At 58.9% G+C, this 18,852-nt stretch carries 19 protein-coding genes and 4 tRNA genes; 7 read left to right on the top strand and 16 right to left on the bottom strand.

Annotation, left to right across the window (positions count from 1 at the left end):
• Nucleotides 1–27: 27 nt before the first annotated feature.
• The 6 genes from flgE to BM110_RS27920 all read right to left on the bottom strand — a co-directional run bounded on the left by flgE (nt 28) and on the right by BM110_RS27920 (nt 5,077).
• Nucleotides 28–1,338: a flagellar hook protein FlgE gene (gene flgE / locus BM110_RS27945; RefSeq protein WP_092242490.1), complete on the bottom strand. Its 1,311-nt coding sequence runs from the start codon at nt 1,336–1,338 to the stop codon at nt 28–30.
• A gap of 31 nt (nt 1,339–1,369) precedes the next feature.
• Nucleotides 1,370–2,095: a flagellar hook assembly protein FlgD gene (gene flgD / locus BM110_RS27940; RefSeq protein ID WP_093514550.1), complete on the bottom strand. Its 726-nt coding sequence runs from the start codon at nt 2,093–2,095 to the stop codon at nt 1,370–1,372.
• A gap of 16 nt (nt 2,096–2,111) precedes the next feature.
• Nucleotides 2,112–2,555 carry a flagellar basal body rod protein FlgC gene (flgC, locus tag BM110_RS27935; protein WP_058427493.1) on the bottom strand — a complete coding sequence of 148 codons (444 nt, stop codon included), beginning with the start codon at nt 2,553–2,555 and terminating at the stop codon, nt 2,112–2,114.
• Between the two features lie 3 nt (nt 2,556–2,558).
• Nucleotides 2,559–2,966 (bottom strand): flagellar basal body rod protein FlgB, encoded by a 408-nt coding sequence (flgB, locus tag BM110_RS27930; protein ID WP_010208346.1) that lies wholly within the window; start codon nt 2,964–2,966, stop codon nt 2,559–2,561.
• Nucleotides 2,967–3,274: 308 nt separating this feature from the next.
• Nucleotides 3,275–4,102, bottom strand: a complete 828-nt coding sequence (gene cheR / locus BM110_RS27925) for a protein-glutamate O-methyltransferase CheR (protein WP_027607785.1) — start codon at nt 4,100–4,102, stop codon at nt 3,275–3,277.
• A gap of 42 nt (nt 4,103–4,144) precedes the next feature.
• A complete protein-coding gene (locus tag BM110_RS27920; protein ID WP_071490521.1) occupies nt 4,145–5,077 on the bottom strand; it encodes a chemotaxis protein CheV in 933 nt (310 codons plus the stop codon).
• A 94-nt stretch (nt 5,078–5,171) separates the two neighbouring features.
• Here BM110_RS27920 and flgA point away from each other — a divergent pair, with 94 nt between their 5' ends.
• From flgA to BM110_RS27900, 4 genes are all read left to right on the top strand, one after another.
• Nucleotides 5,172–5,936: a flagellar basal body P-ring formation chaperone FlgA gene (flgA, locus tag BM110_RS27915; protein ID WP_092242486.1), complete on the top strand. Its 765-nt coding sequence runs from the start codon at nt 5,172–5,174 to the stop codon at nt 5,934–5,936.
• A gap of 141 nt (nt 5,937–6,077) precedes the next feature.
• A complete protein-coding gene (flgM, locus tag BM110_RS27910; protein WP_071490522.1) occupies nt 6,078–6,401 on the top strand; it encodes a flagellar biosynthesis anti-sigma factor FlgM in 324 nt (107 codons plus the stop codon).
• Between the two features lie 48 nt (nt 6,402–6,449).
• On the top strand, nt 6,450–6,920 hold the full coding sequence (locus tag BM110_RS27905; RefSeq protein WP_071490523.1) for a flagella synthesis protein FlgN: 471 nt from the start codon (nt 6,450–6,452) through the stop codon (nt 6,918–6,920).
• 96 nt (nt 6,921–7,016) lie between these two features.
• Nucleotides 7,017–7,766 (top strand): flagellar brake protein, encoded by a 750-nt coding sequence (locus tag BM110_RS27900; protein WP_071490524.1) that lies wholly within the window; start codon nt 7,017–7,019, stop codon nt 7,764–7,766.
• Between the two features lie 62 nt (nt 7,767–7,828).
• Here the strand turns inward: BM110_RS27900 and BM110_RS27895 are convergent, their stop codons facing one another.
• Both BM110_RS27895 and BM110_RS27890 read right to left on the bottom strand, forming a co-directional pair.
• A complete protein-coding gene (locus tag BM110_RS27895; RefSeq protein ID WP_071490525.1) occupies nt 7,829–9,208 on the bottom strand; it encodes an MFS transporter in 1,380 nt (459 codons plus the stop codon).
• Nucleotides 9,209–9,477: 269 nt separating this feature from the next.
• A tRNA-Arg gene (locus BM110_RS27890) sits at nt 9,478–9,554 on the bottom strand.
• A gap of 327 nt (nt 9,555–9,881) precedes the next feature.
• On the opposite strand from BM110_RS27890, the gene BM110_RS27885 reads away from it, so the two are divergent.
• The 3 genes from BM110_RS27885 (at nt 9,882) to BM110_RS27870 (ending at nt 11,009) form a co-directional block, all read left to right on the top strand.
• Nucleotides 9,882–10,109: a hypothetical protein gene (locus tag BM110_RS27885; RefSeq protein ID WP_093514549.1), complete on the top strand. Its 228-nt coding sequence runs from the start codon at nt 9,882–9,884 to the stop codon at nt 10,107–10,109.
• A gap of 11 nt (nt 10,110–10,120) precedes the next feature.
• Entirely contained in the window at nt 10,121–10,300 is a 180-nt protein-coding gene (locus BM110_RS27880) for a PA3371 family protein (RefSeq protein WP_093128194.1), read from the top strand.
• Between the two features lie 382 nt (nt 10,301–10,682).
• Nucleotides 10,683–11,009, top strand: a complete 327-nt coding sequence (locus BM110_RS27870; RefSeq protein WP_003175643.1) for an Arc family DNA-binding protein — start codon at nt 10,683–10,685, stop codon at nt 11,007–11,009.
• Nucleotides 11,010–11,111: 102 nt separating this feature from the next.
• On the opposite strand, the gene mgtE is transcribed toward BM110_RS27870, so the two are convergent.
• The 8 genes from mgtE to ltaE form a co-directional block, all read right to left on the bottom strand.
• On the bottom strand, nt 11,112–12,554 hold the full coding sequence (mgtE, locus tag BM110_RS27865; RefSeq protein ID WP_092242473.1) for a magnesium transporter: 1,443 nt from the start codon (nt 12,552–12,554) through the stop codon (nt 11,112–11,114).
• A gap of 340 nt (nt 12,555–12,894) precedes the next feature.
• Nucleotides 12,895–12,971 (bottom strand) — tRNA-Arg (locus BM110_RS27860).
• A gap of 72 nt (nt 12,972–13,043) precedes the next feature.
• Nucleotides 13,044–13,120: transfer RNA gene (locus BM110_RS27855), tRNA-Arg, on the bottom strand.
• Nucleotides 13,121–13,228: 108 nt separating this feature from the next.
• A tRNA-Ser gene (locus BM110_RS27850) sits at nt 13,229–13,319 on the bottom strand.
• A gap of 62 nt (nt 13,320–13,381) precedes the next feature.
• Nucleotides 13,382–13,570 carry a carbon storage regulator CsrA gene (gene csrA, locus BM110_RS27845; RefSeq protein WP_003175645.1) on the bottom strand — a complete coding sequence of 63 codons (189 nt, stop codon included), beginning with the start codon at nt 13,568–13,570 and terminating at the stop codon, nt 13,382–13,384.
• A 174-nt stretch (nt 13,571–13,744) separates the two neighbouring features.
• Nucleotides 13,745–14,986 carry an aspartate kinase gene (locus BM110_RS27840; protein WP_092242470.1) on the bottom strand — a complete coding sequence of 414 codons (1,242 nt, stop codon included), beginning with the start codon at nt 14,984–14,986 and terminating at the stop codon, nt 13,745–13,747.
• Nucleotides 14,987–15,081: 95 nt separating this feature from the next.
• Complete coding sequence (gene alaS, locus BM110_RS27835; protein ID WP_093514548.1) at nt 15,082–17,700, bottom strand: alanine--tRNA ligase; 2,619 nt, start codon at nt 17,698–17,700, stop codon at nt 15,082–15,084.
• A gap of 146 nt (nt 17,701–17,846) precedes the next feature.
• Nucleotides 17,847–18,851: a low-specificity L-threonine aldolase gene (gene ltaE / locus BM110_RS27830; protein WP_092242464.1), complete on the bottom strand. Its 1,005-nt coding sequence runs from the start codon at nt 18,849–18,851 to the stop codon at nt 17,847–17,849.
• Nucleotide 18,852: the final 1 nt, after the last annotated feature.

Genomic DNA, 18,852 nt, shown 5'->3' with positions numbered 1-18,852 from the left:
CTGGGCTGGAACGTCAGGCCAACAGCATCACGTCATCTGAATGATGGTCTGCATGATGGTGCTCTGGGTGGAGATGGTCTTGGCGTTCGCCTGGTAGTTGCTCTGGGCCTTGATCAGGTCCACCAGCTCGTTGGTCAGGTTGACGTTGGAGTTCTCCAGGGAGTTGGCCACGATCGAACCCAGGGTACCGGCTTGCGGGGTGTCGTAACCCGGCTGGCCGGAGGCGAAGGTCTCTCTCCAGGTAGTACCGCCGGCTGGCTGCAGGCCCTGCTCGTTGTTGAAGCTGGCCAGGGAGATCTGGCCGATGGCCTTGCTCTGCTGGTTGCTGAACGTGGCGAACAACACGCCGCTGCCGTCGATTTTCAGCCCGGTGATCTGGCCGGTGGCGTAGCCATCGGTGACCGGTGGGTTGCGGTAGGTGGCCGAGTTGTACTGGGTAATGTTGGCCATGTTGACGGCGATACCTGTTGGGTTCGCATCCGCACCGTTGGCCTTCCACACACCATTGGTCACGGTGCCAGGAACCCAACCGGTAATGGTCAGGGTCTTATCGGAGACACCACCGGTGACCACACTGGTGAGCTTGCCGGCGCCGTCAAAGGTCAAGGTCGATGGCACAGGTGGAGTCGATGGGGTGCCGGTTGGCGCCGAACCGTCGGGGTTGCGACCATCGATCAGGGTATAGGCATTCCACTTGTTACCGTCGGTTTTCACCAGGTATTGCACCATCGGGTGCGCGTTGCCCTGGGAGTCGTACAAGGTGGTGCTGTACTGGGTGGTAAAGGTGCTGGTGTCGTTCGGGTTGAACGGCTTGGCCACCTGGTCGATCACCGGCTCCGAGGAGTTCAGGTTACTGGTGGAATCCACTTTGGTGGAGGCCTTGGGCGGCAGGTTCGACAGGTTCAGTTGCAGGTCGGTCAGGCCGCCCTTGATGATCTTGCCATCCGCATCTGCCGCGTAGCCTTGCAGGCGCGAAGTGCCGGTGTTGTTGGTGATGTAGCCGTCTTTGTCGGCACGAAAGGCACCGCTGCGGGTGTACTCCAGCGAACCGTCGCTGCCCTTCTGCACGAAGAAGCCGCCACCCTGGATCGCCATGTCCAGGATCCCGCCGCTGCCGTTGACGTCACCTTGGGTGAACTGCTGCGACACGGCCGCCAGGTTCACACCGTTGCCGATGCTGTTCTGGCCGGTGCCCAGCTTGGACGCGGCGTAGATGTCGGCGAATTCCGCACGGGACGACTTGAAGCCCGTGGTCGCGACGTTGGCGATGTTGTTGCCGGTCACGTCCAGTTGTTTGTTGGCCGCATAGAGGCCGCTAAGGCCGATGTTAAAAGACATGTTTCTCTCCCTCTGCCGTATTTAGCCGGCTCTATGTACCGATAGTCTGAATTTGCGACAGCTTGACGCTGCCCATGCCGCCCGCCAGGTTCAGCAGCATTTCGCCGCCGGTCTTGCTCAGGGTCACGCTCGTTACCGTCGCGGGCAGCGAAGTGGCCAGGGCAACGGAGTCACCCTTGTCGTTCTTGGTGGTGGCGTTGAAGGTGTAAGTGCCCGCCGGGGCAACCTCGCCCTTGTCGTTCTTGCCATCCCAGATGAAGCTCTGGGTGCCGGCACTCTGGGCCCCCATGTCGATGGTGCGCACCACGTTGCCGTCTTTGTCGGTGATCTTGACGGAGACGTTGCCCACCGCCGAGGTCACCGCCACCGAACCGGTCATGCTCTTGCTCGTATCCACCATGGCCTTGTCGGTCTGGATGATGATCGAGCGCCCGACCAGCGACGAGGCCTGCAACGCCTGCGACGAGCTGAAGTTGGTGGAGATCGCATTCACCGAGTCGTTCAGGGTGTTGATGCCTTCCAGGCTGCTGAACTGCGCCAGTTGCGCCACGAACGCGCCGTTGTCTTGCGGCGACAGCGGGTTCTGGTTTTTCAGCTGGGTTACCAGCAGTTGCAGGAACGCATCCTTGCCCAACGCCTGCTTGCCCGTCGCCGACTTGGCGGCGTCGCCAACGCTGCTGTTGTCTTGCGCGGTCTTGACCTTCGAATTGAAAAGGTCCTGGACCGGCGTGTTGTTTGATGTATCAACGATGGCCATTATTTGGCGCCCCTTATCACTGACCCAGGGTCAGGACCTTCTGCATCATGGTTTTGGCGGTGTTCATCATTTCCGCATTGGTCTGGAACGAGCGGCTGGCGGAAATCATGTCAGCCATTTCCTCGACCACGTTGACGTTGGGGTAGTAGACATAACCCTTTTCGTTCGCGGCGGGATGGTTGGGTTCGTAGCGCGCTTCAAGGTTGCTCTGATCTTCAACCACACCGAGCACCTGCACGCCGGAGCCGGCGGCACCCTGGTCCTGGAACAGCGAATCACTGCCACCGTTCTGGCCAGCCTGGAACATGGTGGCGAACACCGGGTGACGGGCGCGGTAGGTCTGGTCAATGCTCGAAGACACGGTCTCGGCGTTGGCGATGTTACTGGCGACGGTGTTCAAACGCGTGGTCTGCGCGCTCATGCCACTGCCGGCAATATTGAAAACACTGGACAGGGACATGGCTTACTCTCCACGCAGGGCTGACATCAGCCCTTTGAATTTGCTGTTGAGCAGGGTAAAGCTGGCTTGGAAGTTCACCGAGTTCTCGGCGTAGGCCGATTGCTCCAACTGGGCGTCGACGGTGTTCTGGTCGATCGACGGCTGCATCGGCGTGCGATACAGCAACGACTCGTCGCCATTGCTCAAGCCTTGCGCTTCGATATGACGGCTGTTGGTCATGTTCAAGGCGAAGGTGCCGTTCTTGGTCTTGTCTTGCTGTGCGGCGAGCACGGCGGAGAAGTCCAGGTCCCGAGCCTTGTAGTTCGGGGTGTCGGCGTTGGCAATGTTGTTGGCCAGGACTTCGGCACGCTGGGCGCGGAAGCCCAGGGCTTGTTCGTGGATACCGAGCGCTTTATCGAAGCTGATGCTCATGGCGGAAACCTTCAAGGGCTGACCTGCTTTTCGTTACCAGGGTTATAGCAAGGTGCATGCCAACCTGGCGAAGGCCCGTATATCAAGGGTTCTGGAGGAGGTTGCCAGCGGCAATGCCAGAAAAGCGGCAAGCGGTTTCCGCGTGGCGCCAGTAAAGCGGCAATGAGGGTTGCCGCTTTACTTGGGTTTGCCGCAAACAAATGTGGGAGGGGGCTTGCCCCGATGGCAGCGGTTCAGTTGATACATCGATCACTGACACACCGGCATCGGGGGCAAGCCCCCTCCCACATTTTTTTACCGCGTCAGCCTTACTTGGCCTGGTAGATGATCCCCGGGCTGCATTGCACCATCTGGAAATGGTCCGGCAGACCGTTCAGCGCCTCAGAAGCGCCAAGGAACAGATAACCACCGCGCTTGAGCGTGCCGTGGATGCGCAGCAGGATGTCTTTCTTCACTTCGGCCGAGAAGTAGATCAGCACGTTGCGGCAGAACACCATGTCGAACTTGCCCAGGCTGGCATAGCTGTCGAGCAGGTTGAAGGAGCGGAACTCCACACGGTTCTTGATCGGCGCCTTGACCGCCCAGCGTCCCGCCCCTTTCGGGTCGAAGTAACGCTGCAGGCGTTCCTGGGACAAACCACGCCCCAAGGCCAGGCTGTCGTACTCGCCGGTCTTGCAGTTGGTGAGCATGGTGCCGGACAGGTCGGTGGCCACGATTTGCGCCCCGGCCTTCAACTGGCCCATGTTGGTCCGCTCGAACTCATCGATGGACATCGAAATAGAGTACGGTTCCTGCCCCGAGGAACAGGCGGCCGACCAGATACGCAGGCGCTGGCCCGGGCTGGCCTTGATGGCCTCCGGCAGCACTTTGCTCTTGAGCACTTCAAACGGGTAGGTATCGCGAAACCACAGGGTTTCGTTGGTGGTCATGGCATCGACCACCATCTCCTTGAGCCCGCTGCGCGGCTGGCCCTGGATGCGCTGGACCAGCTCACCCAACGACTTGATACCCTGCTGCTCCATCAGTTTGTTGAGACGGCTGGATACCAGGTACTGCTTGTTTTCACCGAGCAATATGCCACAGGCTTTTTCCAGGAAGACCCGGAACTGTTCAAAATCCAAATTACCTGTAGACACTGATACCGCCTCTAAAATCGTATGACCGCCAAGGGAAACACCTTAGCTGTGATCTGCTGCCTTGATCCGGTCGACAACCCGGGATGCCAGGTCATCAGGACGGAATTTGGCCAAAAAGTCATCGGCACCGACCTTCTTGACCATCGCCTGGTTGAATACACCCGACAACGAAGTATGCAGGATGATATGCAATTTTTGCATGCGTGGATCGTTGCGGATCTCGGCCGTGAGGGTATAGCCGTCCATTTCCGGCATCTCGATGTCGGAGATCATCATCAAGAATTCTTCCTCCGGCTTCTTGCCGTCGTCCACCAGCTTGCGCAGGTAGTCCAACGCCTGGCGACCATCATTGAGGGCGACCACTTCAACCCCGACGGTTTGCAGGCAACGGGTCACCTGCTTGCGCGCCACGGACGAGTCGTCCACCGTGAGCACGCGCAGTGAGACTGCCTTGTGCGCGGTTTCGGCGTCCACCACACCCACGGAGATCGACTCAGAGGTAGGCGCCACTTCGGCGAGGATTTTCTCGACGTCGATGATTTCCACCAGCTGGTTGTCGACCCGCGTCACCGCCGTTAGGTAGTGATCGCGACCGGTGCCCTTGGGTGGCGGATGGATCTCTTCCCAGTTCATGTTGACGATGCGCTCCACCGAGCGCACCAGGAAACCCTGGGTCTTGGTGTTGTACTCGGTAATGATCACGAACGGGTTTTCGCGGTCCTGCAACCCGGCGGAACCGGTGGCCAGGGCCAGATCAAGAATCGGGATCGTCGCGCCACGTATGTTGGCAACGCCACACACCACCGGGCTGGACTTGGGCATGATCGTCAGCTTGGGGCATTGCAGCACTTCCCGCACCTTGAACACGTTGATGCCATACAACTGCTTGCCATCCAGGCGAAAAAGCAACAACTCCAGGCGATTCTGCCCCACCAGCTGTGTGCGCTGGTTTACTGAATCCATTACTCCTGCCATGCCTTGACTCCCACGCTAAAACCTTCGGCCATACCTATAAGGGCAGTGACGCGCACCCAACACTAAACGGCACGAGCTTTGCTATTTATTGGTCATGGATATTAAAACGACAGTTTCCCGACGCCTCCACCTGACACGGTATTGCAGACTGCTCTGCGCGCCGCTGGCACTGCTTGCCTTGGGCCTGGGCGCCACGGCCCGCGCAGATAACGTCACCTTGCCTGATCTACTTATCGGCGTCACCCAGGGCTTTCTTGAGTTCACTGTAGAAGATTATCTGGCGACCACACAGACGCCGGGGCGTTACGAAATCCAGGTCAACCAGTTGGACCCGCGCCTGCGCATGCCAATGTGCGACAAGGAATTGACAGCCACCCTGGAAAGCCCCGCCCAGCCCATCGGTCGTGTAACGGTCAAGGTGCGTTGCGACGGCGCCTCACCCTGGACGGTGTTCGTGCCCGCTCAGGTCAAATTATTCCGCGATGTGGTGGTGGTTGCCCGTCCACTTAAACGCACGGGGATTATCGGTTTCGAGGACGTGGTGTTGCGCGAGCGCGACATCAGCATGATCAGCCAGGGCTACCTGACCTCCCTCGACCAGGCCGTCGGGCAGAAACTGACCCGACCAGTGGTCACCGATCAGGTCATCACCCTGGTGCAGTTGGAGCAGGCCGAGGTGATTCGCAAAGGCGACCAGGTAGTGATTTCCGCCAGCAGTGGCGCGCTGCAGGTCAAAATGCCGGGGGAGGCCTTGTCCAACGGCGGCATGAGCGAACAGATCCGCGTGAAGAATCTCAACTCCAACCGGGTGATCAAGGCGCGGGTCACGGCCCCCGGCCAAGTGGAGGTGGCTTTATAGACCACTGGTATCAGACGCCAGCTTTTCCTACACTGTCGGTTGGATGCCGGCCTGTGCAGTTTATTGTCATTCGAGCCTAAAGTTTGTCCAGATATGGCCGAAAACATGGCAAGCGTCCAAATACCCAGAGGTTTTTTGATCATGGTCATCGATTTCAGCCGTTTGAATAACACCCCGACGACGTCGGCCCCTACGCGCACTGCCGGCACCAAGGACAGCGTAGAAGCCAAGGCCCAGCCAGTGCCCGTCAAGGCAGAACAGGCCAGCGCCAGCCAGAGCGGGGAATCCGTACACCTGAGCAATGAGGCTCAACAGTTGCAGAAGGTCACTGACTCGCTGCGCGATCAACCGGTGGTCAATAAAGCCCGTGTGGCCGAATTGAAACAGGCAATCGCCGATGGCAGCTATAAAGTCGACAGCAACCGTGTAGCCAGCAAGCTGCTTAATTTCGAAGCCGAGCGCTAGGCAAAGGCCTGCGCCGGGCTTTTGGACGCTTAAACCCCAAGGCCAGCCATGCATCACGACGAAACCCTGCTTCAACTGATCATTGATGATCTAGCACCGACGCAATTGCTGCTGGAGCTGCTCAGGGAAGAATCCCTGGCCCTTTACGGCCGGGACATGCCCCTGCTGGAAGAAATTCTGGCGCGCAAGCAATCGCTGATTGTCCTGCTGGAACAGCACGGCAAAAAACGCAGCGAGATCCTCGTCAGCCTGGGCCTGCCGGCCGACCATGATGGGCTCGCGCAGCTGGCCAGCCACTCCTCGGTCGGCGATCAACTACTGGCCCAGAGCAAAGCACTCAACCAATTGCTCACCCAGTGCCAGGAAGCCAACCAGCTCAACGGTCAGTCGATCCAGCTTCAGCAAGCCACGACCGCCAACCAGTTGCGTATACTTCACGGCGGAGAGCCTCCAGCGCTTTACAACGCTCAGGGTTCCACCTCGCGCCTGGTCAAGCCAAGCACCCGCAGCCAAGCCTGACGCCGGTTTACAGCGCAGCCTATCCAAGGCGCGCCACATACTGGCAGAATGCCTGCTCTTGCGTGTAGTCGTATTTTGTCTGGAGATGGAAGAACCGTGTTCAACGCCCTTAATGCGGAAGATGCCCCGCAGCCACCCAAGGTCCTCACCACGCCTCTGGAAATCGCCAGTACCTTGCGCATGCTGCAAGAAAGCCATGACCCGCTGATCATCACCTTCCATGAACGCAGCCAGCGCTTTCAGAGCTACCTGGTAGACGTCAATCGGGACAGCGGCACGTTGGCCCTGGATGAAATGATTCCTCGCGATGGCGAACGCCACCTTGAAAACGGCGAACCCTTCCGTATCGAAGGTTTCCACGACGGCGTGCGTGTCGCCTGGGAAAGCAATGGCAACCTGAGCATCAGCGAAAAGGACGGCCACCGCATCTACACCGGTAGCCTGCCCAGCGAAGTGGTCTACCACCAGCGTCGCAATGCCTTTCGCGCGGCATTGAAACTGGCGCAACTGGTGAACATCGAGCTGGGTGGCGAGAAGCTCAAGGCCCCGGTCAGCGGCAAGCTGCTGGATATTTCCGCCACAGGTTGCAAATTGCGCTTCGAAGGAGACATCTCCGAGCGCCTGCAACTGGGCCAGGTCTACGACCGCTTCATCGCCGCCCTGCCCTTTGGCAGCATGACCACTTCGGTCGAACTGCGTTACCTGCATTTCGAAGAAAAGATCAACACCACGTTTGCCGGCGTGCGCTTCCACAATATGAGTGGTTTGGTGCAGCGCCAGGTCGAGCGCTTTGTGTACCAACTGCAACGCGAAGCACGGCGTTTCGACAAAGACGACGATTTTTAAACTCAAAGATCGCAGCAAAAAAACGGGCAGCCCCTGATGGGATCTGCCCGTTTTTTTTGCATTCAGGGGCGCGCCCTGCTCAAGTCGTGAGGATGCTCGTCCGGGCCCGGCGGCTCAGGCGGCCCCTCAAAAAGCGGCTCGTCGACCGGCGTGACCGTTTCCGGCTCGGGTTCCGGCGTGGCGGTTTGCATTTGCTCCTGCACCACCGCCTCGTCCACCCGCGGATCGAGGCAGGCGACCAACGGCGAGCTGGACATGCTGTCGGGCATCGCCACGTGGTGCAACGGCGCGTCATCCACCTGATGCAGGTTAGTCACGGCTTTCGGCCGAATTCGCCACACCAGGATCAGCGCACACAGACTGAAAAACGCATACAGCATGTGACTGCCAAACATCTTCATCACCACACCGGCCAGCAACGGCCCGATACTCGCGCCGACACCGTAGGTCACCAGCAGCATGGCGGTAAGCGAGACACGACGGTCGCCTTCCACATGATCGTTGGAGAACGCCACCGCCAGCGGGTACAAACAGAACTGCACCAGGGAACACAAGAAGCCCGCCACGAACAGCACTTCAAGTGGCACTTTGGTCAGTATCGCCAGCGGTAGCGCCGCCACCGCCAGGCACAGGGCAAAGCAACGAATCAGCAGCGCGCGATCATAGCGGTCCGACAACCAGCCCAACGGCCACTGCACCAACAGGCCGGCAAAAATGCAGCTACCCATGAAAAGACCCACCTGCTCGGTAGTAAGGCCCTGCTGGGAGGCATAAAGCGGCGCCAGGCCGTAGAACGAGCCCACGATCACCCCTGCGCCCAGCACGGTACTCAACGACTGCGGCACGCGCTTTATGAAGAAGCGTGGCTCCATCGGCGCCGGATGCAGGGGCGCCGGGTGAATACGGCGAGTCATGGCCACCGGCACCAGGCACAGCGCAAAGCACAGCGCGACCAGCATCAGCAATTCGAGGCCGAGCTGAGGGTGCATGACCAGGATCAACTGGCCGAGCACCAGCCCCAGGTAGGACGCGATCATATAGCCGCTGAACACCACGCCGCGCTGCTTGGCGTCGGCCTGTTCATTGAGCCAGCTCTCGATGACCATGTACTGGCACATCATCCCCAGGCCCACGATGATCCGCAGCACGATCCAGGCTGGCAGCCAGTCGACCAGGCCATGGCCCAGCACCGCCGCGCCGACAATGCCGGCGCAGGTTGCATAAGCACGTATATGCCCGACCCGGGCGATCAGACGGTGGCCGATCTTGCCGCCCAGCACCAGGCCGAAATAGTTGGCCGCCATCAGCGCACCGACCCACAGGCTGTCCACCTGGTCGGCCGCCAGGCGCAAGGCCAGGTAGGTACTGAGCAGGCCGGAGCCGATCAGCATCATCAAGGAGGCGAAATAAAGGGCTCGAAAAGATTTCCAGATCTGGCGCATCGGCGTTCCGAGCGGCTCCTTGCAGTGAGAGACAGGGCTATCGGCATGATAGTCCGGGGTGGCCGGGTCCGGACAGGCGGTATGCGCTGTTTCCGGGGGATTATTTGCTACAAGACTCAGACGCAGTCCGGCTGCTCGTGGGATACACGAATCGCTATAAATACACGATGCCAGTGGTGTGAACCTAGAACCCTGGCAAGGTTCGACCCATCTTCGGAAAACGCCCACAAAAAAGCCCCGCCAGACGAATCTGTACGAGGCCTCGAATCTGGTGTCCCAGGGCCGGTTCGAACGGCCAACCTTCCCCTTAGGAGGGGGATGCTCTATCCAATTGAGCTACTGGGACAAATGACAGGCGCCGCGCCTGGCAAGCGGCGACGGACGGCGTGCATGTTAACGGCCAGGGTAGGTTTTGTCATGTCGTCCGTAGGCTTTTTGAGTGTAGGCCGATACTTGCCGGGTGGACCGTGTCTTGACCCCGTCGATACAGGCGCAAGAACCGCATCGTGCAAAATGCACTCCCGCGAAATGCCATCATTGCAAATTGCAACCTGAAAGTCTCTCAAATCAGACTTAAGCCTCTGATTTTATTGAAATAATACATTGGCATGACACCTGCAATACTTCTCCTACAAACCCTAACAAACCACGGCGTTAAGCGGAGAACATAATCATGAACAGTGCCCTTCTGTTAGCCCTCAACACCGTAGCCCTGGCGGCACTGCTCATGTTCCATTTTCAATCGAGCAACAGTCACGACCCCGCGCAGATCACCCAGGCCGTCCCTCATCACTTGCAACAACGTCCGCAACTGGCGGTGATGGCACCGAACGTGCAATCGCCCATACGCCTGACCCAGGATACCCAAGTGGCACCTGCATCTGAACACTGGGTATTCTGAGGAAGCCCCTGATGACCAAATATGCCTGGCTATTCCTTTGCCTGACCGTTGTCACAGCGGTTCTAGGCTTGGGTGAAGACTCTCAAGACGGCGCCACCACCGCTTTCATCGCCTGTGGTGTATTCGCCACTCTCTTGTTGCTGACGCTCATCGTGGGTCGTCGTATCAAATTCGACCCCGTCCTGCGCTGATCCCCGCCACGCCCGACCTTATGTCGCCTGGTCCTCGCATATCGGCAAATTGCCACTAGTCTTAAAACCAAGGGCAAAAGGCCACTTTGCTATAGCATGTACGGCCTGAAACCCTGTGGTGGCCTGGGCTTGCGGAAGTTCCCCCGTGGATTCACACGGTGAAAAATTTTCCAACCAGTCCGCAAAAATGTAAATGAGTGCTGGCATAAAGCCTTTAGGCAGTTCAATATTTGTCACAGAATTGACGCCAAGGAACTGTCAAATCTGAGGCATGATGCGGCCTCTTTGCAATTCAGGTTGAACTTTGGTCGTGAGCCTTGTCTTAACACTCATCTTGCGGCCAATTCCAAAAACCGCTCCCCTGAACTAACCGGTTAAATATATGCGCCCATTGAAACAGGCAATTTATTCCAGCCGTACGGCTGACAAGTTCGTCGTACGTCTGCCAGACGGAATGCGTGAACGCATTGCCGAGGTGGCTCGCAATCATCACCGCAGCATGAACTCCGAAATCATCGCTCGCCTGGAACAAAGCCTCATTCAGGAAGGTGCGCTGGGCGACGAGTTGAGCATGCGCCTGGACAGCCCAGAGCTGTCGTTGCACGAACGCGAACTGCTGCAGCGTTTTCGTCAACTCTCCCACCGCCAGCAAAATGCTCTCGTTTCGCTTATCGCGCACGACGTTGAGGCGGCCGCAGAAGCCAATTGATCCGCAACTGAAAGCCGAAGCCAGCCAAGTGCTGGCTTTTTTTTGCCTGGGATTTGGGAAGATAATGCAAAGCGGGGGCAGATGTGCCCCCGCAGGATGGAGTCAGAGCAGGAAAATCGTTGCCAAGCCCAAGAAGATGAAGAAACCGCCGCTGTCGGTCATGGCCGTGATCATCACGCTGGCACCCATGGCAGGGTCGCGCCCAAGGCGAGCCAGGGTCATCGGGATCAATACCCCCATCAACGCCGCCAGTAAGAGGTTGAGAGTCATCGCAGCCGTCATCACCACACCAAGCGACCAACTGCCATACAGCAAGTAAGCCACCACACCGATCACCCCACCCCACACCAGGCCATTGATCAGGCCCACCGCCAACTCTTTGCGCAGCAGGCGCGACGAGTTGGCCGTACTGACCTGATCCAGCGCCATGGCGCGCACAATCATGGTAATCGTCTGGTTACCCGAGTTTCCGCCGATCCCGGCCACAATCGGCATCAGCGCTGCAAGCGCCACCAACTTCTCGATCGACCCTTCGAACAAGCCGATAACCCGCGACGCGATAAAGGCTGTGATCAGGTTAATGGCCAACCACGCCCAACGGTTATGCAGCGAGCGCCAAACCGAGGCAAAGATGTCTTCCTCTTCACGCAGACCCGCCATGTTGAGGACTTCGGTCTCGCTTTCTTCACGAATCAAGTCGACGATTTCATCGATGGTCAGACGACCGATCAGCTTGCCGTTCTTGTCGACGACCGGCGCCGAGATCAGGTCATAGCGCTCGAATGCCTGGGCTGCTTCATAGGCATCCTCGTCCGGATGAAAGCTCACGGTGTCACTGGCCATCAGGTCGGCAACTTTCTTCTCCGGATCATTCACCAGCAGGCGCTTGATCGGCAGCACACCCTTGAGAATGCCTTCGTAATCCACCACGAACAATTTGTCGGTGTGACCTGGCAGCTCTTTGAGTCGGCGCAGGTAACGCAGGACCACTTCCAGGCTGACGTCTTCGCGGATGGTGACCATCTCGAAGTCCATCAGGGCGCCGACCTGGTCCTCGTCATAGGAAAGCGCGGAGCGCACACGCTCACGCTGCTGAGTGTCCAACGCTTCCATGAGCTCATGGACAACATCACGAGGCAGCTCAGGGGCAAGGTCAGCCAGTTCGTCGGCGTCCATCTCCTTGGCTGCAGCCAGGAGCTCATGATCGTCCATGTCGGCGATCAGGGTTTCACGAACCGAGTCGGATACTTCGAGGAGGATGTCGCCGTCGCGGTCGGCCTTGACCAACTGCCATAGGGTCAGTCGATCATCCAGCGGCAAGGCTTCGAGAATATAGGCGACGTCGGCGGAGTGCAGGTCGTCAAGCTTGCGCTGCAACTCGACGAGGTTTTGCCGGTGAACCAGGTTTTCAACCAGGTTGTTATTCGGGCCATCCTGGCGGTGCGTAAGGTCTTCGACCACGCGCTGGCGCTGCAGTAGCTCGATGACTTGAGCCAGGCGATCCTGCAGGCTTTCTTGCGTTTTCTTTACTTCTACTTCGGTCATAGGCGAACTCCACTCCCAGCAGCGGGGCACGCCGGAAGGATCAATCAGTCAATTCATGATTGGTAAAACGGGGTACTGAGTAACTACTGGGTAAGTCCATGGAGGTATTCCACAAGCCCCGGCGGGGCTGACGGGCGCAATGATACACCGCCCGGCCACTTTAAACGTCAAAAAACTGGAAAGAACAAGCGCTTGCGAGCCAAAGCTGAGCAAAGGCCGCATCTATGAACTGCGACGACGCAGCGGATGAGGAAAACACATGAAAGCGAGGGAAAAAGAAGAAATCCTACACAAACCCCAGACGGCAAAAAGCCCGCACTAGGCGGGCTTTTTGTTTGTATGGTGCACTCGACAGGATTCGAACCTGTGACCGCTCGGTTCGTAGCCGAGTACTCTATCCAGCTGAGCTACGAGTGCAGATTGTGTTTTTAGACCAGATCACAACTGGCTGTAACCGAATCACCTGCATGACTGCAACTGACTCTTAAATGGTGCACTCGACAGGATTCGAACCTGTGACCGCTCGGTTCGTAGCCGAGTACTCTATCCAGCTGAGCTACGAGTGCATTTGTTGCCGCGCATTATAGGCCGTTCAATCTCTATGTAAAGCTATTTTTTCGAGTAATTTCAACAACTTACCGAAAAAACCAGATTGCAACGTACTAAGCAAATAATGGCGGAGAACGGGGGATTCGAACCCCCGACACCCTTTTGAGGTGTACTCCCTTAGCAGGGGAGCGCCTTCGGCCACTCGGCCAGCTCTCCGCAACACGGGGCGTATATTAACCACGTTCATCCCCGTTTGCAAACATAAAAAACGATAAAAATTAAAGGCTTGGTTCTTCGTCCTTCTCTTTCTTGATCCGCAGGTAAATTTCCTCGCGGTGCACCGCTACCTCTTTCGGAGCGTTAACCCCGATACGTACTTGATTGCCTTTGACGCCGAGCACGGTCACGGTGATTTCGCCATCACCGATAATCAGGCTTTCTGCGCAACGACGAGTCAGAATCAGCATACCTTTCTCCTCACGCATTTCAGTTCAGGAACAACAGTCTGCAAAAAAAAGGCCTTCGACCTACAACCCAAAGGCCATAGCCCTACCGCCTAAGTATTGTCGAGCGCGCGCAAAAGAACATGCGCCCGACAAAAAAAGGAAAGGCGCGGTAAACCGCGCCTTCCAGGCACTGCGTCACTCGCCCTGTCGGGCCGGAGCGTCCAGCTCAAAAGCGGTATGCAGAGCGCGTACAGCCAGCTCCAGGTATTTCTCTTCGATCACCACCGAGACTTTGATTTCCGAGGTGGAGATCATCTGGATGTTGATGCTTTCCTTGGCCAGTGCCTCGAACATGCGGCTGGCAACGCCGGCGTGGGAACGCATGCCCACGCCCACGATCGACACCTTGGCAATCTTGGTATCGCCGACCACTTCACGGGCGCCGATTTCCTTGGCAGTGTTCTGCAAGATCCGCTCGGCCGCATCGTACTCGTTGCGGTGCACAGTGAAGGTGAAGTCGGTGGTGTTATCGTGCGAAACGTTCTGCACGATCATGTCGACTTCGATGTTCGCACCGCTGATAGGACCCAGGATCTTGAACGCCACGCCCGGGGTATCCGGCACGCCACGGATAGTCAGCTTGGCTTCATCACGGTTGAAAGCGATACCGGAAATGATCGGCTGTTCCATGGATTCCTCTTCATCAATAGTAATGAGGGTGCCCGGACCCTCTTTGAAGCTGTGCAATACGCGCAGCGGAACGTTGTACTTGCCGGCGAATTCCACCGCACGGATCTGCAACACCTTGGAACCAAGGCTGGCCATTTCCAGCATCTCTTCAAAGGTGATCTTGTCCAGGCGCTGGGCCACGGACACCACACGCGGGTCGGTGGTGTAGACGCCATCCACATCGGTGTAGATCTGGCATTCATCAGCCTTGAGGGCCGCTGCCAGCGCCACGCCGGTGGTGTCCGAACCGCCACGCCCGAGGGTGGTGATGTTGCCCTGCTCGTCCACACCCTGGAAGCCTGCTACAACTACCACGCGCCCGGCTTTCAGGTCCGTACGGATTTTCTGATCGTCAATCTGCAGGATACGCGCCTTGGTATGCGCGCTGTCGGTGAGGATGCGCACCTGGCTGCCAGTGTAGGACACCGCCGGTACACCGCGCTTATTCAACGCCATGGCCAGCAACGCGATGGTCACCTGCTCGCCGGTGGACACGATCACATCCAGCTCACGCGGCAGCGGCTGTTGGTCACCGCTGACTGCCTTGGCCAGATCGATCAGGCGATTGGTCTCGCCGCTCATGGCCGACAGCACCACCACCAGGTCGTCGCCGGCATCGCGGAACTTCTTAACCTTGTCGGCCACCTGCTCGATTCTTTCGACAGAGCCGACCGAGGTGCCTCCAAATTTCTGTACGATCAAAGCCATTTCTAAGCCGCCTCAGCCCGTAAAGGGGCGCCTAATATCCAATCAACCAGCACCACACCGGCCCGTGACTAGACCACGGGCAGGTTAACAGTGCCTTAAATACCTGCCTCGACAAACGGCACGGTCAGGGCCAGGGCCGCGTCCAGGGCACCGGCGTCTACACCACCGCCTTGCGCCATGTCCGGACGACCACCACCCTTCCCGCCCACTGCCGCAGCGGCTTGCTTCATCAAATCACCGGCTTTGAGTTGGCCAGTCAGGTCCTTGGTCACACCCGCAACCAGAACGACCTTTTCCTCATGGACACCGCCGAGCAGGATCACTGCGCGGCCGAGCTTGTTCTTCAACTGATCGACCAAGGCCAACAGCGCCTTGCCGTCCTGGCCGTCCAGGCGTGCAGCCAGGACTTTCACATCCTTGACGTCCACCGCCGAAGCCGACAGGTCGTCGCCAGCCGCACTGGCCGCCTTGGCCTGCAACTGCTCCAGCTGTTTCTCCAGGGCGCGGTTGCGCTCCAGCACAGCGGACAGCTTGTCGATCAGGTTGTCGCGGCTGCCCTTGACCAGGCTGGCCGCTTCCTTGAGTTGTTCTTCCGCCGCATTCAGGTAGGCCAGGGCCGCAGCGCCGGTCACCGCTTCGATACGACGCACGCCGGAGGCTACGCCGCCTTCGCTGATGATTTTCAGCAGGGCGATGTCACCGGTCCGGTTGGCGTGGATACCGCCACACAGTTCCACCGAGAAGTCGCCGCCCATGCTCAGTACGCGCACGCTGTCGCCGTACTTCTCGCCGAACAGCGCCATGGCGCCCTTGGCCTTGGCGGTCTCGATATCGGTTTCTTCGGTTTCTACCGCCGTGTTCTTGCGAATCTCGGCGTTGACGATGTCTTCCAGGGCCTTGATCTGCTCAGGCTTGATCGCTTCAAAGTGGCTGAAGTCGAAACGCAGGCGCTGGCTGTCCACCAACGACCCCTTCTGCTGCACGTGCTCGCCAAGAACCTGACGCAGCGCGGCGTGCAACAAGTGCGTGGCCGAGTGGTTCAGCGATGTGGCGTGGCGCACGTCGGCGTCCACCTGGGTTTCGACCGACGAACCGACAGTCAGGCTGCCCGACGCCAACACACCGTGGTGCAGGAACGCACCGCCGGTCTTGGTGGTATCACGCACATCAAAACGACCCGAAGTCGCCTTGAGGAAACCGCAGTCGCCAATCTGGCCACCGGATTCGGCGTAGAACGGGGTCTGGTCCAGAACCACAACACCGTCATCGCCTTCATTCAGTACATCAACCGACTGGCCGTCCTTATAAAGGGCAACCACTTTGGCCGAACCGCTGGTGGCCTTGTAGCCGGTGAATTCAGTGGCTACGTCAACCTTGACCAGGCTGTTGTAGTCCATGCCGAACGAGCTGGCCGACCGTGCGCGCACGCGCTGGGCTTCCATCTCACGCTCGAAACCTTCCTCGTCAAGGGTCAGGTTGCGCTCACGGGCGATGTCGCCGGTCAGGTCCATCGGGAAACCGTAGGTATCGTAGAGCTTGAACACCACGTCGCCCGGCACCACGGAGTCTTGCAGGTTGGCGAGGTCTTGCTCGAGGATCTTCAGGCCCTGCTCCAGGGTCTTGGCGAACTGCTCTTCTTCAGCCTTGAGCACGCGCTCGATATGCGCCTGGTTCTGCTTGAGCTCCGGGAAGGCTTCGCCCATCTCGGCGACCAGCGCCGCGACGATCTGATAGAAGAAACTGCCGTTGGCGCCCAGCTTGTTACCGTGACGGCAGGCACGACGGATGATGCGACGCAGCACGTAGCCACGGCCTTCGTTGGACGGCAGCACGCCGTCGGCAATCAGGAAGCCACAGGAACGGATGTGGTCAGCCACTACCTTGAGCGAGGCCTGGTCTTCATTGGTGCAACCAATGGCCTTGGCCGCAGCGGCCAGCAGGCTCTGGAACAGGTCGATCTCGTAGTTGGAGTGCACGTGCTGCATCACCGCACTGATCCGCTCCAGGCCCATGCCGGTATCCACCGACGGCGCTGGCAACGGATGCAACACGCCATCGGCGGTGCGGTTGAACTGCATGAACACGTTGTTCCAGATCTCGATGTAACGGTCGCCGTCTTCTTCCGGCGAGCCCGGTGGGCCGCCCCAGATGTCAGCGCCGTGGTCATAGAAGATCTCGGTGCAAGGGCCGCACGGGCCGGTATCGCCCATGGTCCAGAAGTTGTCGGACGCGTACGGCGCGCCTTTGTTGTCGCCGATGCGCACCATGCGCTCAGCCGGCACGCCGACTTCCTTGGTCCAGATGTCATACGCTTCGTCATCGCTGGCGTAGACGGTGACCCAGAGTTTTTCCTTCGGCAGCTTCAGCACGCCCGTCAGGAAGGTCCAGGCGAAGTTGATCGCGTCTTGCTTGAAATAATCGCCAAAGCTGAAGTTGCCGAGCATTTCGAAAAAGGTGTGGTGACGAGCGGTGTAGCCGACGTTTTCCAGGTCGTTGTGCTTGCCACCGGCGCGTACGCATTTCTGGCTGCTGACGGCGCGGGTGTAGGCGCGCTTTTCCTGGCCCAGGAAGCAGTCCTTGAACTGGTTCATCCCCGCGTTAGTGAACAGCAGGGTAGGGTCATTGCCTGGGATCAAGGAGCTGGAGGAGACACGGGTGTGACCTTGCTCTTCGAAGAAGCGAAGGAAGGCTTCACGGATTTCTGCGCTTTTCATTAGGTTCTTCCACGGAGGCTGCGGCCAAAGGCCAGTGCGCAACATCATCAGACGGAGCGACGGCAAAGGGCCGCATTATATCGGCCCTTTGCCGGTGGTACAGCGTGTTTATGCGATAGAGAGGCTCAATTAGACGGTCTGCACAGTCATTTGCGCGAAAATTCGACGAATGTCGCGAGCACTTGCTCGACCTGCGCCCGGCTCACATCCAAATGAGTGACCATGCGCAAGCGTGGTGCGGCGCTCAGCTTGATCCCGCGTTCGGCGGCAAACGCCTTCAAGGCCTGGGCCTGGTCGCCGATCTGCACATAGACCATGTTGGTCTGCACCGGCTCCACCTCGTAACCCGCCTTGCGCAACTCATCCCCAAGCCATTGCGCATTGGCATGGTCGTCGGCCAGGCGCTGCACCTGATGATCCAGAGCGTACAGCCCCGCTGCTGCCAGGGATCCGGCCTGACGCATGCCGCCGCCGACCATCTTGCGCAAACGCCGGGCCTTGGCGATCAGCGCCGTTGAACCGCACAGCACCGAGCCGATCGGCGCGCCGAGGCCCTTGGACAGGCACACCGACACAGAATCGAAATGCCGGGCAATCTCCCGTGCGTCCACCCCCAGCTTCACCGCTGCGTTGTAGAGCCGTGCGCCATCCAAATGCAGGGCCAGGCCATGCTCCCGGGTAAACGCGCGGGCTCTGGCCAGGTACTCCAGCGGCAACACCTTGCCCTGCATGGTGTTTTCCAGCGCCAACAGACGGGTACGGGCAAAGTGGAAGTCGTCAGGCTTGATCGCCGCCAGCACCTGGTCCAGGTCCAGCGAGCCGTCCGCCTGGACTTCCAGCGGCTGCGGCTGGATCGAACCGAGCACGGCTGCCCCGCCACCTTCGTATTTGTAGGTGTGGGCCTGTTGGCCGACGATGTATTCCTCGCCGCGCTCACAGTGGGCCATCAACGCCAGCAAATTGCTCATGGTGCCGGTGGGCACGAACAACGCGGCGGCGAAGCCCAGGCGCTTGGCGAGTTCGGCCTCCAGCCGGTTGACGCTGGGGTCTTCGCCATACACGTCGTCACCGCTGGCGGCAGTGGCCATCGCGTCGAGCATGCCGGGGGTGGGTTGGGTCACGGTGTCGCTGCGCAGGTCGATCACAGACATG

The organism is Pseudomonas sp. NFPP28 (assembly GCF_900115535.1).
GTDB lineage: Bacteria > Pseudomonadota > Gammaproteobacteria > Pseudomonadales > Pseudomonadaceae > Aquipseudomonas > Aquipseudomonas extremorientalis.
The sequence above is the reverse complement of the archived record's forward strand: the minus strand, read 5'-3'. Positions and strand labels throughout refer to the sequence as shown.